Consider the following 14,949-nt stretch of genomic DNA (forward strand, 5'->3'; position numbering starts at 1 on the left):
GAAAAGCGCAGGACACCACTTGAGGGCGTCGCTTTGCTCTCCCGCGAACATGGACCCACTGGGATTCGAACCCAGGGCATCCTCCTTGCAAAGGAGGCACTCTACCGCTGAGCTATGGGCCCTTCGTCAGCCTTGACAGTTCTTAGGTGCTCGGTCGATCCTCGTCGACCGTCCGAAGCGAAAGGTGGGCCCACCACGATGGGTGGGTCCCGGTCATTAGGAGGTGATCCAGCCGCAGATTCCCCTACGGCTACCTTGTTACGACTTAAGCCCCCTTGCGGAGCCCAGATTCGATCTGGCAATCCAGACCTCATCCGGACCCCACTCGGGTGCTTTGACGGGCGGTGTGTGCAAGGAGCAGGGACGTATTCACCGCGCGCTGCTGACACGCGATTACTACCGAATCCAGCTTCATGAGGGCGAGTTCCAGCCCTCAATCCGAACTACGATCGGGTTTAGGAGATTAGCTCCACCTCTCGGTGTCGCGTCCCACTGTCCCGACCATTGTAGCCCGCGTGTTGCCCAGCCCATTCGGGGCATACTGACCTACCGTTGCCCGTTCCTTCCTCCGCTTTAGCAGCGGCAGTCCCCCTAGTGTACCCAGCTACATCGCTGTACTGCTGGCAACTAGAGGTGCGGGTCTCGCTCGTTGCCTGACTTAACAGGACGCCTCACGGTACGAGCTGACGGCGGCCATGCACCTCCTCTCAGCAGCTCGGGTAAGGTCATCAACCTGACCGTCATGACTGCTGTCGGGGCTGGTGAGATGTCCGGCGTTGAGTCCAATTAAACCGCAGGCTCCTCCGGTTGTAGTGCTCCCCCGCCAATTCCTTTAAGTTTCATCCTTGCGGACGTACTTCCCAGGCGGCTCGCTTCACGGCTTCCCTACGGCACAGCGCAGGCTCGTAGCCTGCGCCACACCTAGCGAGCATCGTTTACGGCTAGGACTACCCGGGTATCTAATCCGGTTCGAGACCCTAGCTTTCGTCCCTCACTGTCGGATCCGTCTTCCGAAGGCGCTTTCGCCACCGGTGGTCCGTCCAGGATTACAGGATTTCACTCCTACCCCGGACGTACCCCTTCGGTCTTCCGGTCCCAAGCCGGAGAGTTTCCGCCGGACGCCCACTCGTTGAGCGAGTGGATTTCCCGACGGACTTCCCCGGCCAGCTACGGACGCTTTAGGCCCAATAATATCGGCCATCACTCGGGCTGCCGGTGTTACCGCGGCGGCTGGCACCGGTCTTGCCCAGCCCTTATTCCTCTACCACCTTACGGTACAGAAAAGCGAGGGCTCTATGCCCTCGCACTCGGTGTCCCCCTATCGCACTGGCGTGCAGTGTAAAGGTTTCGCGCCTGCTGCGCCCCGTAGGGCCCGGACTCTTGTCTCAGAGTCCGTCTCCGGGTTCTTGCTCTCACAACCCGTACCGATTATCGGCACGGTGGGCCGTTACCCCACCGTCTACCTAATCGGCCGCAGCCGCATCCTCCGGCGCCGGAGCGTTTCCCGCTTCCAGCACTCCAGCTCGGAAGCGGTATGACGGGTTAGCCTCAGTTTCCCGAGGTTATCCGTCTCCAGAGGGTAGCTTGGCCACGTGTTACTGAGCAGTTCGCCGCGGGTCTGAACCCGCACGACTCGCATGGCTAAATCGGACACCGATAGCAATGGCCTCCGGCAGGATCAACCGGAATGTGCCTCGCACGAGGCGAGGCGGGTTAAGGCGGGATGCTATCGGACGTTCGGTGACGATCGACCGAGTGTCACCGAACTGTCAAGGCTGACATCAGATTCCATCTTGACGGCGGACCGCAGGGGTGGAATCCTCATTTCTTTCGGACCTGGATATTGCCCGGCGTGGGTCATAAACCCATCGGACTCCATCCGGCCCGGGGCACCGGTTGAGGGCGCCCCGTCACATCACCAACGAGCCCCCGTATCCATATAAGGGCATCGATGGTGTCCCGTCGCCCTGTGTCGATTCGGGCGTCGGGTGCGTACTTCAACAGAAACGCCCGGCGCCGTATAAGGGCGTCGGAACGTCCCAGTTGACCACGGGGACAGTCCCGGAGCGGTTCCGGGCTGAGTGCCCCGCGGCGTTCGCATTTCTTCACGAGGCCGGTGTTACACTTAACCCCGTCGGAGTGACCCCGGCGTGTGCAGGCGTTCCACGGCCCACGGCGTCATGGGACGCTGACACGCGGCCCGGGCGTCCGCTCGGTCGGGAGATATCACTTGGCCTATAGGTAGGCGATGTCGCGCGGCTGGAGGCCGGGCGGTCATCCCGCGCTGGCACGCCGTCCCGCCGGATGAGGGCCGCGCATCTCCGACTGTGGGCACTGGCGGGTTAGCCCTTCCGAGAGAAGACGGCGGGGGTCAGATCGATTCGAGGTGTTCGATGCCCTTCTTGGAGACGTTCGCCTCCGTGATCGAGGCCGGCATCCAGTCGGGCTTATCGTCGGGGGCCTCCTCCGTCCAGGCCCAGCCGTCGTAGATATGCACCTTCGTGGTGCCCTTCTCTCGGAGCCGGAGCTCGTGATGCTCGGCCTGCTGTTCGCTCTTGGCCGGGTCCAGCCGTCGGGCCGCTTTCAGCGCGGCCTGCCGGGGGGTCCGCCCGGAGAAGACGCTGGTCTCGTTGCCGATGTCGTCCCGTAGCGCGAAGTTGCGCGTGTCTTCGTCGTCGACCATTACTGTTGCCTCCATGCGGCGTGTGAACATCACCAGATATAAATATACCCCCCGAATCCGCATCTCGACGGGCGATTCCGCCCCGTTCACGCCGGGACGCGAGGTCGGGGCGTCCTCCGCGACGACTGATGCACTCATCTCGGGCCGGTACGCACGATGTCCAGCGGATCGGTGCACGGTACACTTATGTATGCCGTGCGGTGAATACACCGGTACGCACTCGATGGTCCGCAAGAAGAAGCTCTCTCCGAGCGGTGCCAAGGACGAGAACGGGGAGTATCACAACGTCCACGTCAACCTTCACGAGGACGAACTCGCGGTCGCCGGCCTCGATATCGGCGACGAGGTGTTCATCCGCGTACGCGACGGGAAGATCATCATCCAGAAGGCCAACCCGGAGGAGGTCGAGCACGAGTTCTGAGACGGACCGCCGCGCTTATTCTCGCGGGTCACCGGTCATCGAACGATGGGACCTTCGCTCTACGACATCGCCAAGCCGCTCCTCTTCTCGCTCCCCCCGGAGACCGCACACGAGACGACGGTCCGGGGGCTCGAAGCCGCACAGGGCACGCCCGTCGAGTCCCTGCTCCGCGACCGCCTGACGGTCACGGACGACCGGCTCGCCGTCGAGGCGTTCGGTCAGTCGTTCCCCTCGCCGGTCGGCATCGCCGCCGGGTTCGACAAGAACGCCAACGTCGCGCCGATGCTCGCCGCGCTCGGATTCGGTCACGTCGAGGTCGGCGGCGTGACCGCCGAGCAGCAGGCGGGTAACCCACGACCCCGGATGTTCCGCCTCCCCGGGGACGGCGCCCTCATCAACCGGCTGGGATTCAACAACGACGGCGCCGACGCTATCGGCCCGCGGGTGGCCGACCACGCCGATTCGCTGTCCGTCCCGCTGGGAGTCAATGTCGGGAAATCCAAGTCGGCACCGCTGGAGGACGCGGCGGACGACTACCTGTACACGTACGAGCGGGTCGCGGACGCGGACTTCTTCGTGGTCAACGTCTCCAGCCCGAACACGCCGGGACTGCGCTCGCTGCAGGACCGCGACAGCCTGACCGACATCCTCGGGACGCTCCGGGACGCCGGCGCCGACCCGCTGCTGGTGAAGCTCTCGCCGGACCTCGGCGAGGGGGCCATCGAGGACGCCATCGCCGTGGTCGACGACCTCGACCTCGATGGCATCGTCGCGACCAACACCACCACGCGGCGGCCCGCCTCGCTCAGCTCCTCGAGCGCGGCCGAGGAGGGCGGCCTCTCCGGGGCCCCGCTAGAGGAGCACGCGACCGAAACGATCCGGTTCGTCGCCCGGCGAACGGACGTACCCGTCGTCGGCGTGGGCGGTGTCGACTCCGCCGAAGGGGCATACGCGAAGATCCGCGCGGGCGCACGGGTGGTCCAGCTCTACACCGGCCTCGTCTACGAGGGCCCGACGCTGGCACGTGATATCAACCAGGGGCTGCTGAACCTGCTGGAGCGGGACGGCTTCGACTCCGTGGCCGACGCCGTCGGCGCGGACCTGTAGCCCCCCTTACGACCGCCAACCACACGTTACTTACTCCGGCCAGACCACCAGTCGACCGAATGGACGACACCGTGCTGCTGACCGGCGCCGGGGGGTACGTCGGTGGTGCGATACTGGACGGGCTCGACGACGACTACGACTGGCGCCTCCTCTACCACAACCCCCCTCCCAAGGAGCCGGACCACCCGTACATGGTTGGCGAGATCACCGAACCGCCCGACGCCCGCGAGGCCTGCGAGGGCGTCGGCGCCGTCATCCACCTCGCCGGCGACCCCCGCCCGGACGCCCCCTGGGACTCGGTCCTGGAGAACAACATCCACGGGACGAAGGTGATGTTCGACGCCGCCGTCGAGGCCGGCGTCGAACGGTTCGTCTACGCCTCCTCCAACCACGCGGTCGGGCATTTCGAGACCGAGCGCACGCCCGACCTCTACCAGCCCGAGGACGAGTTCCGCCTCGACGGGACGGAGCTCCCCCGCCCGGGCAACTTCTACGGCGTCTCGAAGGCCGCCGGCGAGACGCTGGGCCGGTACTACCACGACGAGCACGACCTCTCGGTCTGCTGTATCCGCATCGGCAACCTCACGGAGGGCCACCCCCCCATCGACTACGACCGCGGCCAGGCGATGTGGCTCTCCTACCCGGATTGCGCGCACCTGCACGCGTGCGCGCTTGAGGCCGACTACGATTACGAGGTCGTCTACGGCATCTCCGACAACGACCGGAAGTACTACTCCATAGAGCGGGCCAAGGAGGTGCTGGGCTACGACCCACAGGACAACTCCGCGGAGTGGGAGGGCGAGGAGAAGGTGGTGTAGAACTACGTTTGTTCTCGTTTTCTAACTTCTACTGGATACTTCCCGGACCTATTCCCCGCTCCCGGCTCCAAACCGCCAGATTATGTTCATACAGCCCGGATTCTGGAATAGACCGAAGCTCGCTACGATGACGGCGGGACGGGCTACGAAGCCCTCGCGCGCTCGGGTGGCCGTGACTCGCTGCGCTCCTCGCCCTTCGATTCCGCCAGGGAGACCGTTCCGGGTCAGGCGATGGGTGTAGTGGTTCCAGCGAGGCAGGGTGTCCCCACACCTCCGCGCGGGCGCCAAGTGGGCTCCGCTCGGCGCTGACGCGCCGGCTCCGCCGGCAGAGGCGTGCGCTTCCTGTCGGTGGAACCGCGGAGCGGTGAGGGCGTCGGAAGCTTCAGAACACACTCCTGATTCGGTCCCACAGCGAGCGCGACTCGATGGACTCGACCCGCTCCTCCAGCGAGCCGACGCGGTCGCGCTGGTGGCGCAGCTCCCGGTCGAGGAACTCGGCCCACTCCTCGGCGTTGGCCAGTTCCTGGCGCGCCGCCTCGAGGTCGGCCTCGCGCTCCGCGAGGGCCTGCTCCCGGTGGTCGAGCCGGTGCCGGAGGCGGGCGACCTCCTCGTTGCGCTCGGCGAGGACGGCCTCCTTGCGCTGGAGTTCGGACTCCAGTTCGGCGACGCGCTGCCGGAGCGCGGCCCGCTCGTCGGTCGGTTCGGTCCCGTCGAGTCCGGTGGTCCGGACGAACTGCGTGCCCGACTCGGGTTCGGTGTCGGTCGAGGCCATACCGACCCGCGAACGGTCCTGCTACAAGTACCCACGGGCCGGCGTCAGACGCCCGTCGTCGCTCCGCACGCCACCGTTTCGGGTGGAGCGGCGCGTGACCCCCACATGCCCGACGCCGGGCGGGTTAGCGCCCCTCGAACTCCGGCTCGCACTCGGTGAGGAACGCCTCGATGCCCCCCGCGAGGTCCTCGGAGCCGCGCAGGTGGCCGAAGGCGTGGGCCTCGGCCTCCAGTCCCTCGTCGAACGGCTCGGCGTCGTGCATCGCGCGTTTGGTGTACTTGCGAGCCAGCGGCGGGTCGCCGGCGATCTCCCGGGCGAACGACTCGGCCCGCTCCTCGAAGGCGTCGTCGGGGTACACCTCGTGGACGAAGCCGAACTCGCGCATCCGCTCGGCGGGCTGTGGCTCCGCGGCGAAGACGACGTACTTGACAGCGGACTGGCCGACGAGGCGCTGGAGGCGGGTGGTGCCCCCCAGCCCGGCAGCAGGCCGATGCGGTGCTCGGGCAGGCCGATCTCCGCGCTCTCCGCGGCCACCCGCAGGTCCGCACACATGGTGAGCTCCATGCCGCCGCCGAAGCAGGACCCGTGGATGGCCGCCACGACCGGGCAGTCAAGATCGCGGAAGCCGCCGAACACCCGCTGGCCCCCTCGGGAGAGTTCGGCCTGTGCTCGGTGCCCCTCGCCGTCGACGTGGGCGTCGGAGTTCGCCTCCAGGTCCGCGCCGTAGGAGAACTGCTCGCCCGCGCCACGCAGCAACACCGGCCGCGGCGTGTCGTCGGCGAGCCGGTCGACGACGGCCGCGAGGTCGTCCAGCATCCCCGGGCTGATGATGTTGTTCGACTCGGGGCGGGCCGGGGTCACGGTCGCCAGCCCGTCGTCGCGCGTCAGCTCGATGGCCTCGAAGCCGTCCGGGTCGGACGTGGGCGGGGGAGGACGGGCGTTCCTTGTTCGTTCCCCCCCGCCCGGCGACCGGGACCGGCCTACCGGAAGCGGCCGACCAGTCTGGCGACGACGCCGCGCACGCCGCCGGGCGTGACACGCTTGCCCGCGAGGTGCGCGAGGATGTCGTCCGTGTCGTTGGGGACGGCCTCCGGCTCGGCACCGGCCTCCGCGGCGGCGTCCGGGTCCTTCAGTAGGTGACCGGTCGTCAGGCAGACCACGTCCTCGCCGGGACCGACCTCGCCGCGGTCGCGGAGCTTCCGGAGGCCCGCGACCGACGCGGCCGAGGCCGGCTCGACGCCGACACCCTCACGCGCGAGGGCTCGCTGTGCGCTCGTGATCTCCTCGTCGGGGACCGAGACGGCGGTACCGCCGGTCTCGCGGATGCCCGGGAGCGCCTTCGGCGCGTTGACCGGGTTGCCGATGCGGATGGCCGTCGCGATGGTCTCGACGTCCTCCCACCGGCGGGTGTCCTCGCGGCCGTCCTCGATGGCCTCGACCATCGGCGCGGCGCCCTCGGCCTGGACACCGGTCAGCTTCGGCACGTCCCCCGGCGCGAGGTCGCCGCTCAACACCATCTCGCGGAAGCATTTGTACAGCGCGGCGGTGTTGCCGGCGTTGCCGACCGGGAGGCAGATCCGGTCCGGGAACCGGCCGTGGTCGTCGCGGAACTCCTCGAGGATCTCGAGCCCGATGGTCTTCTGCCCCTCCAGCCGGAAGGGGTTGAGCGAGTTCAGCAGGTAGGCCTCCCCGCGGTCGGCGAGGTCCTGCACGCGGTCGAGGCAGTCGTCGAAGTTCCCCTCGACCTCCAAGATGCGCGCGTCGTGGAGCGCGGCCTGGGCGATCTTGCCGGCGGCGACCTTCCCGGCCGGCAGGAGCACGAGCGTCTGCAGGTCCGCGCGGCCGCCGTACGCGGCGAGCGCGGCCGAGGTGTTCCCCGTCGAGGCACAGGCGAGGCGGTCGACGTCCAGCTCCCGTGCGACCCGGACGCCGACGGTCATCCCGCGGTCCTTGAAGCTGCCCGTCGGGTTCATCCCCTCGTGCTTGACCCGGAGGTTCCGCACGCCGACGTCGTCCTCGAGCCGGGGGACGCGGTGGAGCGGCGTCCCGCCCTCCGGGAGCGTCACCCCCTCCGCGAACGGGAGCGCGGCGGCGTACCGCCACACCGACGTCGGACCCTCGAACGCGTCGAAGCCGGGATAGGAGTCGTAGCGCGCCTCCAGCAGCCCGCCACAGTCCGGACAGGTGTAGATGATGTCGTCGAACGGCGCGTGCGCCTCGCCACACGCGATGCACGCGAGCCAGACGCCGCGGTCGGCGACGTCCGGCGCGTCGGGGGCGAGGGCGGGGCCGTCCGGGAGCGACAGGTCGGTCATACGCCACCTTGCGCGTCACGCGTGCAAAAATCGACCGGTACCGGCGGAGCCGCCGGCTCAGTCCTCGTCCAGCGCGAGCGACGCGAGCAGCGCCTCCAGCTGGATCTGCTCGTTTGCCCCCGCCGTGATGCGGTAGTCGGCCTCCCCGACCCGGTCCATCAGCTTGACCGCCGCCTCGTCGTCGATGTCGAACTCCCAGACCGAGCGGTGGAGCTGGTCGATGATGTCCCCGCCCGCGATGCCGGACTCGGTGAGCAGGTCGTCGAGTCGGGAGCGCGCGGCCGTGAAGTCGCCGTCCAGCGCCCGCTCGACGAGTACCCTGATCTCCTCCGGGCGCGCGGTCGAGGTGATGGCGTAGACGGCCTCCTCGTCGACCGTCTCGCCCATCACGGCGGCGGCCTGCAGCCCGTTGATGCCCTTTCGCATGTCGCCGGCGGCGGCGTAGACCAGCGCGTCGACCCCGCTCTCGGTCAGTTCGATATCCTCGTTCTCGGCGATCTGCCGGACCTGTGCCTCCACGGCGTCGTCCCCCAGCGGCGAGAACCGGAACACCGCACACCGGGACTGGATCGGGTCGATGATCTGCGAGGAGTAGTTACAGGAGAGGACGAACCGGGTGTTGTTGGAGAACTGCTCCATCGTCCGGCGCAGGGCGCCTTGCGCGTCGGAGGTGTTGTGGGTGAGGATCCCGTTTCCGAGCGCGAAGTTCGGCGTCCCCTCCATCGTAATGTTGTACGCCGGGCCGTGGTGGTCGAACTCTATTCGGTCGATCCTAGCCGTCTCAACTCGCGCGCGTCCCCCGTCAGTGATATCCTTCCGGCAGGGGTTCTGTCGCCACCCTTCGACCATATCGGGCACTCTATCATGACAGACGAAGTTGTGGCACCGCGGACAGACCAACATCAGGTTCTCCTCGGCGTTGTTGTCGCGGTCCCCGTCGATATGGTGGACATAGATTCCGTCTCGGCCTTCGGTACGACGCTCCTCACCGCAGATTTCGCACTCCGCGTACGCTCTGTTTCGAACGATTCGGCGAGCGTACGGTTCGTACTCCTCTATCTCAATCTCGACGCCGCGGTGGTGCTCCATAACACCGGCGCCGATGGCCCGACGGTGCTCCTCGCTCAGCTCGCGCCCACTCATCGCCTCCGAGAGCTTCTCCCGGAGTTCGGCGGCCAGTTCCGGGTCCTCCCACGGGTTCGGACCGTGATACTCACCGCCGTAGTTTCCGTTCGCGGCACCCGGGTTAGCCTGCGCTGCGACTCTGGGGTCGTCCTCTTTCGTGAGCCCACGGTTCCATGCGGCCTCGCCATGTCGTGGATTGTCCTCTCCAGTCATTTCCTCGCTGTGGCCCTCGTTTTTGCACGACTGCGAACAGAAGCGGTCGTTTGCGGTCCACTCACCGCAGGCCCCGCACTCCGAGAGGCCGACCACGTCGCGGAAGTCGGCGATCCGGTCGCCCCCCGAGAGGTCCTGCAGTTCTCGCTCGACCAGCCGCTCGTCTTCGTCGACTACGAAGAACGGATGACGCGGGCTGGCAACTATCTCCCGACCATCACTCAACTGGATCCGATAGAAGTCAGCGGTCCCCGTTTCGAGGAGCCGTCCCCGGTCAGGTTCCACCTCGTTCGTCTCGAAGCTCACTGACGGAATCGGCTCTCCATCCTGTCTCACCTCCTCTATCGGCTTGACCTCGGGGTTGCTCGGCGGCCCCGTAGTCACCGGCGTTCCAGGCGGGAGACAGAGCGCGTCCGCTTCGTCGAGGAATATCACACGGTAGTCGTAGCCGCCGAAGGAGGCCCGCGCGAAGCTCTTGATGCGGTCCCGGACCACGTCGATGCCCCGCTGGTCGCTGGCGTTCAACTCCAGGAAGTTCTCCCGCCAGTCCTCACCGTAGATCTCCTTGGCGATGGCGACCGCGGAGGTGGTGTTGTGCATCACCGACGGGACTGCGCCGGCGACGTAGTTCCGTGTCCCTGGAACCGTGAGGTCGTACACGCGGCGGGATTCGGTAATCCGGCGAGTGGCCTCGACCTCGTCCAGGTAAATATCAGAGCGTGCCAGCGTGTCGAGCGCTCGGAGGTCCGTCAGCACCGCCTCGGAACACATTTTTGTTGCGATTTCTCGGACCCGGTCGGCAACCGAACGGAACCGGCCGAGCGAGGCGAGATCGCGGTCGTCGTTCCCCAGCAGGTTGATGATATCCGTGTTCCGGATCTCGAGGCCGTCGGCCACCCGTGCGTGCGAGACACCGAGGCGGTCGATGCTATCGGAGAGTGCTTCCTGAACCGCCTCCACTCGCGGCTCCTCCGCGAGCACGCCCATCTCGGTCAGGAGGCGCGTCGTCCGGTCGGCGGTCGGGGTTCGACGACCGTCGGAGCACTCGAGGAGACGGTCCGTTCGGACGCCGATGGCCTCGGAGACGGGGCGGCGTGCTTCCATCGGCTCCAGTGCCGCGCGGTCGCCCGCCCACGTCGCCGGAACCCGATCGATGGCGCGCAGGCCGGGTTCCAGCCGATCCAGCGTCGCGAGGACCTCCTGTGCATCCTCGACCCGCCGCGTCGCAGCATCCAGTACGCGCTCGGCGTTCCGAAGGCATCGGTGTCGAGCGCGCGTCTCCGCCTCCGCTGCTCCGGCGGTCAGTTCGGATCTGGTGAGCGCGAGCCGGTCGCAGAGGTCGTCGATCGCCGTCTGGACCGGCATCGTGTCCTGATTCGGGTTCGCGTCGCGAGCCGCGTTCCGGGAGAGGCGATCGGCCTTCCGGTCGATACCGAACCCGACGGCGTCCTCGAATGCGGTGAGTGCCGGCGCGCCGGAGACGTACAGCGTGTGGTACTCGCGCTCGGTTCCAGTTCCGTTCGTGGCCGCCTTCTGGTCCGTGTCGCGTCTGCTCGGGACGCCGAACCCGGCGAGCAGATATGACAGCAGCGTGAGCAGGTCTCCGTTCTTCTGGGAGAGTTCGATGATACCGTGTTCCGTGACGTGGGCCTCGGCATCGAACACCGCCCGAAGGAACGCCGCGCGGCTCTCCGGGGCCCCACGTAGCAGCGCTGATCCGATACCGTCTCCGCCCGCCATCCCGTCGAAGACATCGAAACAGGCCCGTAGATAGGCAGTGAGGGTCCGGTTTCCGAGCCGCCGGGACGGGACGCCCTTCTGTGTGCCCGCATCGGGGGCGAGTCCGAAGCAGTCCCGGGCTGCCGCGTCGAACGAATCGAGCAGGTCCTCGTTCTCGTTGTAGAACTTGATCCGGCCACCGTCGATCTGCGCTTCGCTCACAGCCAAGCCGACGAACCGTGCCAGAGCGGGTGTCAGTTCCGTCGGCGGATCGATCGGACCCGAGCGGCGGTTGTTCGTACTGACGTGCTGGATCGCCGTGACGTGTGGCACGATCTCCCTGTTCGGAACAGTCAGCGACCGGAGAGACCCGAGAGACGCGACCGTGCTCGGAGCATCGAGGTCGCGGTCCGCTACGTCCCGGCGGTAGGCGAGGGCGGTCTTCCGTGTCGTATCCGCGGCCTCGGCGATCGCGTCCGGGTCCTCACCCTTTCGGAGTCCCCGAACGACCCGCTTCTTTTTCCCGACGAAGTTCTCCTCCACCGGGATCTCGTGTTCCCGCGCGAACGACTCGGTGAGATGGACGAGCGTCCGGTTGCCATCCATTCGCTCGAACCAGTCCAGTCGAGGGGGTTCGTCCGGGAGCGGTGCGTTCAAAGGGCGAACAACGCGGTCCCCTGTTTCGAGGTCGGCTGCAGGCACCCACTCGAACCCGTCGCTTCCAAGGACGAGGTACTGATGCTCGGGTGTCGTACTCAGTTCGTTCCCGTCCCGCGTGGAGACCCGGACGAGCTCCTCGGCTTCCTTACCGAAAACGTGTGACGGAGCCGTGTACCGGAACTCGCCGTCGTCGAAGGTGAGCACTTCCAGATCGCTGTCCGGTTGAGCGAAACCGTCGTGCTCGCCGATGACATCCTCGATTCGTCGGAGACCACCGTTCGTCAGCACGGGGGTTTCGCCGGTCACGCATTTGCCAACACCTGCAGGCCCCGCGAAGAGAAGGTGCGGCAAATCTTGCTTGTTGATGTAGGACTTGAGTCGCTCGACGATGGCGTCCTGGCCGACGATGTCGTCCAGCGACTGGGGGCGGTACTTCTCGATCCAGACCTCCCGCCCGCGCTCGGAGGCCGCCGGCGCGTCGGCGGCGGGTTCACCGGGGTCGCTCATACCTGGTGGAGGCCGCCCCCGGAGTTAAATCGTCCGAGGGCCGGCCGGCACGCGACCGGCGTCGGTCGTGCGTCTGACGGGGGTTCTTCTGACCTCGTGCTGAACCGGGCGCCGCGATGGCATCACGCTCCCACGAGGCCGCTGGGGACGGATGGGAGCACGACGGCGGCGCACCGAACGCATACCGCGACCCGGCGACGGAGCGGCCGCCCGAGCGCGAGCGACGGCTCCGGGCGCGGGTCGCCGAACTGGAGACGGAGCTGGAACGCAGCGAACACCGCATCCAGCGGACCATCAGTACGAGGCCCTCTTAGAGCGGGAGCGGCGCGCTCGACCGACTGCGGGCGTGGCTCGGCCGGGAGTAGCCGGCCGCGGGTCGCCCTGTCCGGTACTCGAGTCGGTCGCCGCTTCCCGAGGAGCCGGCGCGGAGCCGATGGCTCGCCGCCACTGGCCGGTCATGTCGGGGTGGTGCACGATGGCACGGAACACGTTCAGACGCGGGTTCCGGGCCGCTTAACCGGGCTCGTGGCCTCCCTTCGGTAATGACACTGGCCATCCGGACCGAGGACCTCGTGAAGGACTACGGTGACGTCCGGGCGCTGGACGGCCTCTCGCTCGAGGTGGAGGAGGGGGAGTTCTTCGGGCTGCTCGGGCCGAACGGCGCCGGCAAGACGACGTTCATCAACACGCTGGTCGGACTGGCTCGGGCCACGGACGGCACGGCCGAGGTGTTCGGCCACGACGTCGCGGCCGACTACCGCGCGGCCCGCAACCGCATCGGCCTCGCCCCGCAGGAGTTCAACGTCGACCGCTTCTTCCCCATCCGCGAGGTGCTCGAGCACAAGGCCGGCTACCACGGCGTCGCGCCGGCCGCGGCGAGCGAGCGGGCCGACGAGGCGCTGCGGACGGTCGGCATCTACGACAAGCGCGACACCCGGTTCGACTGGCTCTCCGGCGGCATGAAGCGGCGCTTCCTCCTCGCGCGGGCCCTCGTGACGGACCCGGACCTGCTCATCCTCGACGAGCCGACCGCGGGCGTCGACGTGGAGCTTCGCCACGACCTCTGGGAGCTCATCGAGGAGCTCAACGCCGGCGGGATGACGGTCCTCCTCACCACCCACTACATCGAGGAGGCCGAGCGGCTCTGCGACCGCGTCGCCATCATGGACGAGGGGCGCCGTGTCGAGGTCGCCACCCCGGACGACCTGCGGGCCCGGGGGACCGACACCGTCCGGCTGACGCTGGCCCAGCGACCCGCCGCCGTGCCGAGCGCCGTCCGGGCCATCGACGGCGTGCAGGACGCGACCGTGGACGGCGACGCCCTCGTCGTGACGGCCGCGGGCGGCGGCCGCGTCGCGCCCGCTCTCATGCGGACGCTGGAGTCCGCGGGCCACCGGGTCGTCGACCTCGACATCCGGCGGGCCTCGCTGGAGGAGGTGTTCGTCGACATGACGCGACTGGACGACGAGGACGGGAGCGGGACCGACGACGCGGTCGACGCCGAAACCGACGACGGCACGGAACCCGACCCCGAGGTCGCTGCCGTTCCCGACGGGGGGACCGACGGTGACTGACGGGGAGCGTGGTCCCCGAACGGACAGCGGCGATCGTCCCGCCGGGGCCTCGTCGGAACCGCGTTCCGACGGCGGTACGCCCGGCGTGAGTACCGGGACGGCACCGAGCGGGCGTGGCGGCCGCTTCGTCGGCTTCCGGTCGCTGCTGAAACGCGAGATCCTCCGGTTCGTCCGACGGCCGCGCAACACCTTCCTCCCGCCGGCCATCACCAACGTCCTCTACTTCGCCGTCTTCGGGGTCGTGCTCGGCGGCCGCATCGACCGGATCGCGGGCTTCGACTACATCCTCTTCATCCTCCCCGGGCTCGTCGTGCTGGGGGCCATCTCCAACGCCTTCGAGAACAGCGCCTTCTCCATCTTCCACGGCCGCTGGAACGACTACATCCACGAGGTGCTTACCTCGCCGCTCTCCTACCGCGAGCAGGTCGCCGCCTACACCATCGCCTCGACGCTCCGGGGCGTGTTCGTCGGCTTCATCATCGTCGGCGTCGGCCTCGTCTTCCTCCCCTTTGCCATCGACCGGGCGTTCGTCCCCATCGAGCGGCCGGGCTACCTCGTCGCGTTCATGCTGGTCGTGACGACGCTGTTCGCCTCCTTCGGCGTGATGGGTGGCCTCTGGGCCCGTGACTTCGACTACCTCACCGTCCTCAACCAGTTCATCCTCCGGCCGCTGGTCTTCTTCGGGGGCGTCTTCTACTCGCTGGACGTACTGCCGCCGCTCTACCGCACCCTCTCGCTGCTGAACCCGATGATCTACATGGTCAACGGCGTCCGCTACGGCTTCCTCGGCTACGCCGACGTCGACCCGAACACCTCGCTCGTCGTGCTGACGGCACTGACATTAGCCGTCATCGCGGCGAACGTCGTGCTGTTCCGGCGGGGCTACGGGCTCATCGAATAGAGCTTTTTTCCGCTGCGGGTTGCCTTGTCGGCCGGCCTGCGGCCGGCCGTCTGCGGCAACCGCTTGCGCAAAAGACGTTAAAAAGGGCCGCTCTCCGCTCGCTTCGCTCGCTCCGAGCGGTGAAACGCGCGCCT

10 protein-coding genes, 1 tRNA gene, 1 rRNA gene and 1 pseudogene are annotated in these 14,949 nt (G+C 67.6%); 6 read left to right on the top strand and 7 right to left on the bottom strand.

Annotation, left to right across the window (positions count from 1 at the left end; translation table 11 throughout):
• Window positions 1-50: 50 nt before the first annotated feature.
• The 3 genes from DP107_RS11555 to DP107_RS11565 form a co-directional block, all read right to left on the bottom strand.
• Window positions 51-122: transfer RNA gene (locus DP107_RS11555), tRNA-Ala, on the bottom strand.
• Between the two features lie 96 nt (window positions 123-218).
• Window positions 219-1,689 (bottom strand): 16S ribosomal RNA (locus DP107_RS11560).
• 682 nt (window positions 1,690-2,371) lie between these two features.
• On the bottom strand, window positions 2,372-2,683 hold the full coding sequence (locus DP107_RS11565) for a non-histone chromosomal MC1 family protein (protein WP_144262311.1): 312 nt from the start codon (window positions 2,681-2,683) through the stop codon (window positions 2,372-2,374).
• A 223-nt stretch (window positions 2,684-2,906) separates the two neighbouring features.
• Between DP107_RS11565 and DP107_RS11570 the strand changes: the two genes are divergently transcribed.
• Genes DP107_RS11570 through azf form a run of 3 tightly spaced genes read left to right on the top strand, consistent with a single transcriptional unit; the run spans window position 2,907 to window position 5,029 of the window.
• On the top strand, window positions 2,907-3,104 hold the full coding sequence (locus tag DP107_RS11570; protein WP_144262330.1) for a SymE family type I addiction module toxin: 198 nt from the start codon (window positions 2,907-2,909) through the stop codon (window positions 3,102-3,104).
• Between the two features lie 45 nt (window positions 3,105-3,149).
• A complete protein-coding gene (locus DP107_RS11575; protein ID WP_144262312.1) occupies window positions 3,150-4,211 on the top strand; it encodes a quinone-dependent dihydroorotate dehydrogenase in 1,062 nt (353 codons plus the stop codon).
• A gap of 59 nt (window positions 4,212-4,270) precedes the next feature.
• Entirely contained in the window at window positions 4,271-5,029 is a 759-nt protein-coding gene (gene azf / locus DP107_RS11580; protein WP_144262313.1) for an NAD-dependent glucose-6-phosphate dehydrogenase Azf, read from the top strand.
• 382 nt (window positions 5,030-5,411) lie between these two features.
• Here azf and DP107_RS11585 read toward each other — a convergent pair whose 3' ends face one another.
• The 4 genes and pseudogenes from DP107_RS11585 to DP107_RS21680 all read right to left on the bottom strand — a co-directional run bounded on the left by DP107_RS11585 (window position 5,412) and on the right by DP107_RS21680 (window position 12,340).
• Window positions 5,412-5,801 (bottom strand): hypothetical protein, encoded by a 390-nt coding sequence (locus DP107_RS11585; protein ID WP_144262314.1) that lies wholly within the window; start codon window positions 5,799-5,801, stop codon window positions 5,412-5,414.
• Between the two features lie 124 nt (window positions 5,802-5,925).
• Window positions 5,926-6,662 (bottom strand): annotated as a pseudogene (locus DP107_RS21440) (enoyl-CoA hydratase/isomerase family protein).
• A 119-nt stretch (window positions 6,663-6,781) separates the two neighbouring features.
• Window positions 6,782-8,116: a threonine synthase gene (thrC, locus tag DP107_RS11595; protein ID WP_144262315.1), complete on the bottom strand. Its 1,335-nt coding sequence runs from the start codon at window positions 8,114-8,116 to the stop codon at window positions 6,782-6,784.
• Window positions 8,117-8,173: 57 nt separating this feature from the next.
• Window positions 8,174-12,340, bottom strand: coding sequence for an LAGLIDADG family homing endonuclease (locus DP107_RS21680; protein ID WP_449405194.1), 4,167 nt, complete (start codon window positions 12,338-12,340; stop codon window positions 8,174-8,176).
• Window positions 12,341-12,456: 116 nt separating this feature from the next.
• On the opposite strand from DP107_RS21680, the gene DP107_RS11610 reads away from it, so the two are divergent.
• From DP107_RS11610 to DP107_RS11620, 3 genes are all read left to right on the top strand, one after another.
• A complete protein-coding gene (locus tag DP107_RS11610) occupies window positions 12,457-12,654 on the top strand; it encodes a hypothetical protein (RefSeq protein ID WP_144262316.1) in 198 nt (65 codons plus the stop codon).
• 228 nt (window positions 12,655-12,882) lie between these two features.
• A complete protein-coding gene (locus tag DP107_RS11615; RefSeq protein WP_144262317.1) occupies window positions 12,883-13,914 on the top strand; it encodes an ABC transporter ATP-binding protein in 1,032 nt (343 codons plus the stop codon).
• Window positions 13,915-13,999: 85 nt separating this feature from the next.
• Window positions 14,000-14,815, top strand: a complete 816-nt coding sequence (locus DP107_RS11620) for an ABC transporter permease (protein WP_144262318.1) — start codon at window positions 14,000-14,002, stop codon at window positions 14,813-14,815.
• Window positions 14,816-14,949 lie beyond the last annotated feature (134 nt).

It is taken from the genome of Haloglomus irregulare (genome assembly GCF_007421925.1).
Classification (GTDB): Archaea; Halobacteriota; Halobacteria; order Halobacteriales; family Haloarculaceae; genus Haloglomus; species Haloglomus irregulare.

Excerpts from the sequence above, each read along its gene's own strand:
- DP107_RS11565 (WP_144262311.1), bottom strand. The coding sequence starts at position 2,683 with ATGGTCGACGACGAAGACACGCGCAACTTCGCGCTACGGGACGACATC.
- DP107_RS11570 (WP_144262330.1), top strand. The coding sequence starts at position 2,907 with ATGGTCCGCAAGAAGAAGCTCTCTCCGAGCGGTGCCAAGGACGAGAAC.
- DP107_RS11575 (WP_144262312.1), top strand. The coding sequence starts at position 3,150 with ATGGGACCTTCGCTCTACGACATCGCCAAGCCGCTCCTCTTCTCGCTC.
- azf (WP_144262313.1), top strand. The coding sequence starts at position 4,271 with ATGGACGACACCGTGCTGCTGACCGGCGCCGGGGGGTACGTCGGTGGT.
- DP107_RS11585 (WP_144262314.1), bottom strand. The coding sequence starts at position 5,801 with ATGGCCTCGACCGACACCGAACCCGAGTCGGGCACGCAGTTCGTCCGG.
- thrC (WP_144262315.1), bottom strand. The coding sequence starts at position 8,116 with ATGACCGACCTGTCGCTCCCGGACGGCCCCGCCCTCGCCCCCGACGCG.
- DP107_RS21680 (WP_449405194.1), bottom strand. The coding sequence starts at position 12,340 with ATGAGCGACCCCGGTGAACCCGCCGCCGACGCGCCGGCGGCCTCCGAG.
- DP107_RS11610 (WP_144262316.1), top strand. The coding sequence starts at position 12,457 with ATGGCATCACGCTCCCACGAGGCCGCTGGGGACGGATGGGAGCACGAC.
- DP107_RS11615 (WP_144262317.1), top strand. The coding sequence starts at position 12,883 with ATGACACTGGCCATCCGGACCGAGGACCTCGTGAAGGACTACGGTGAC.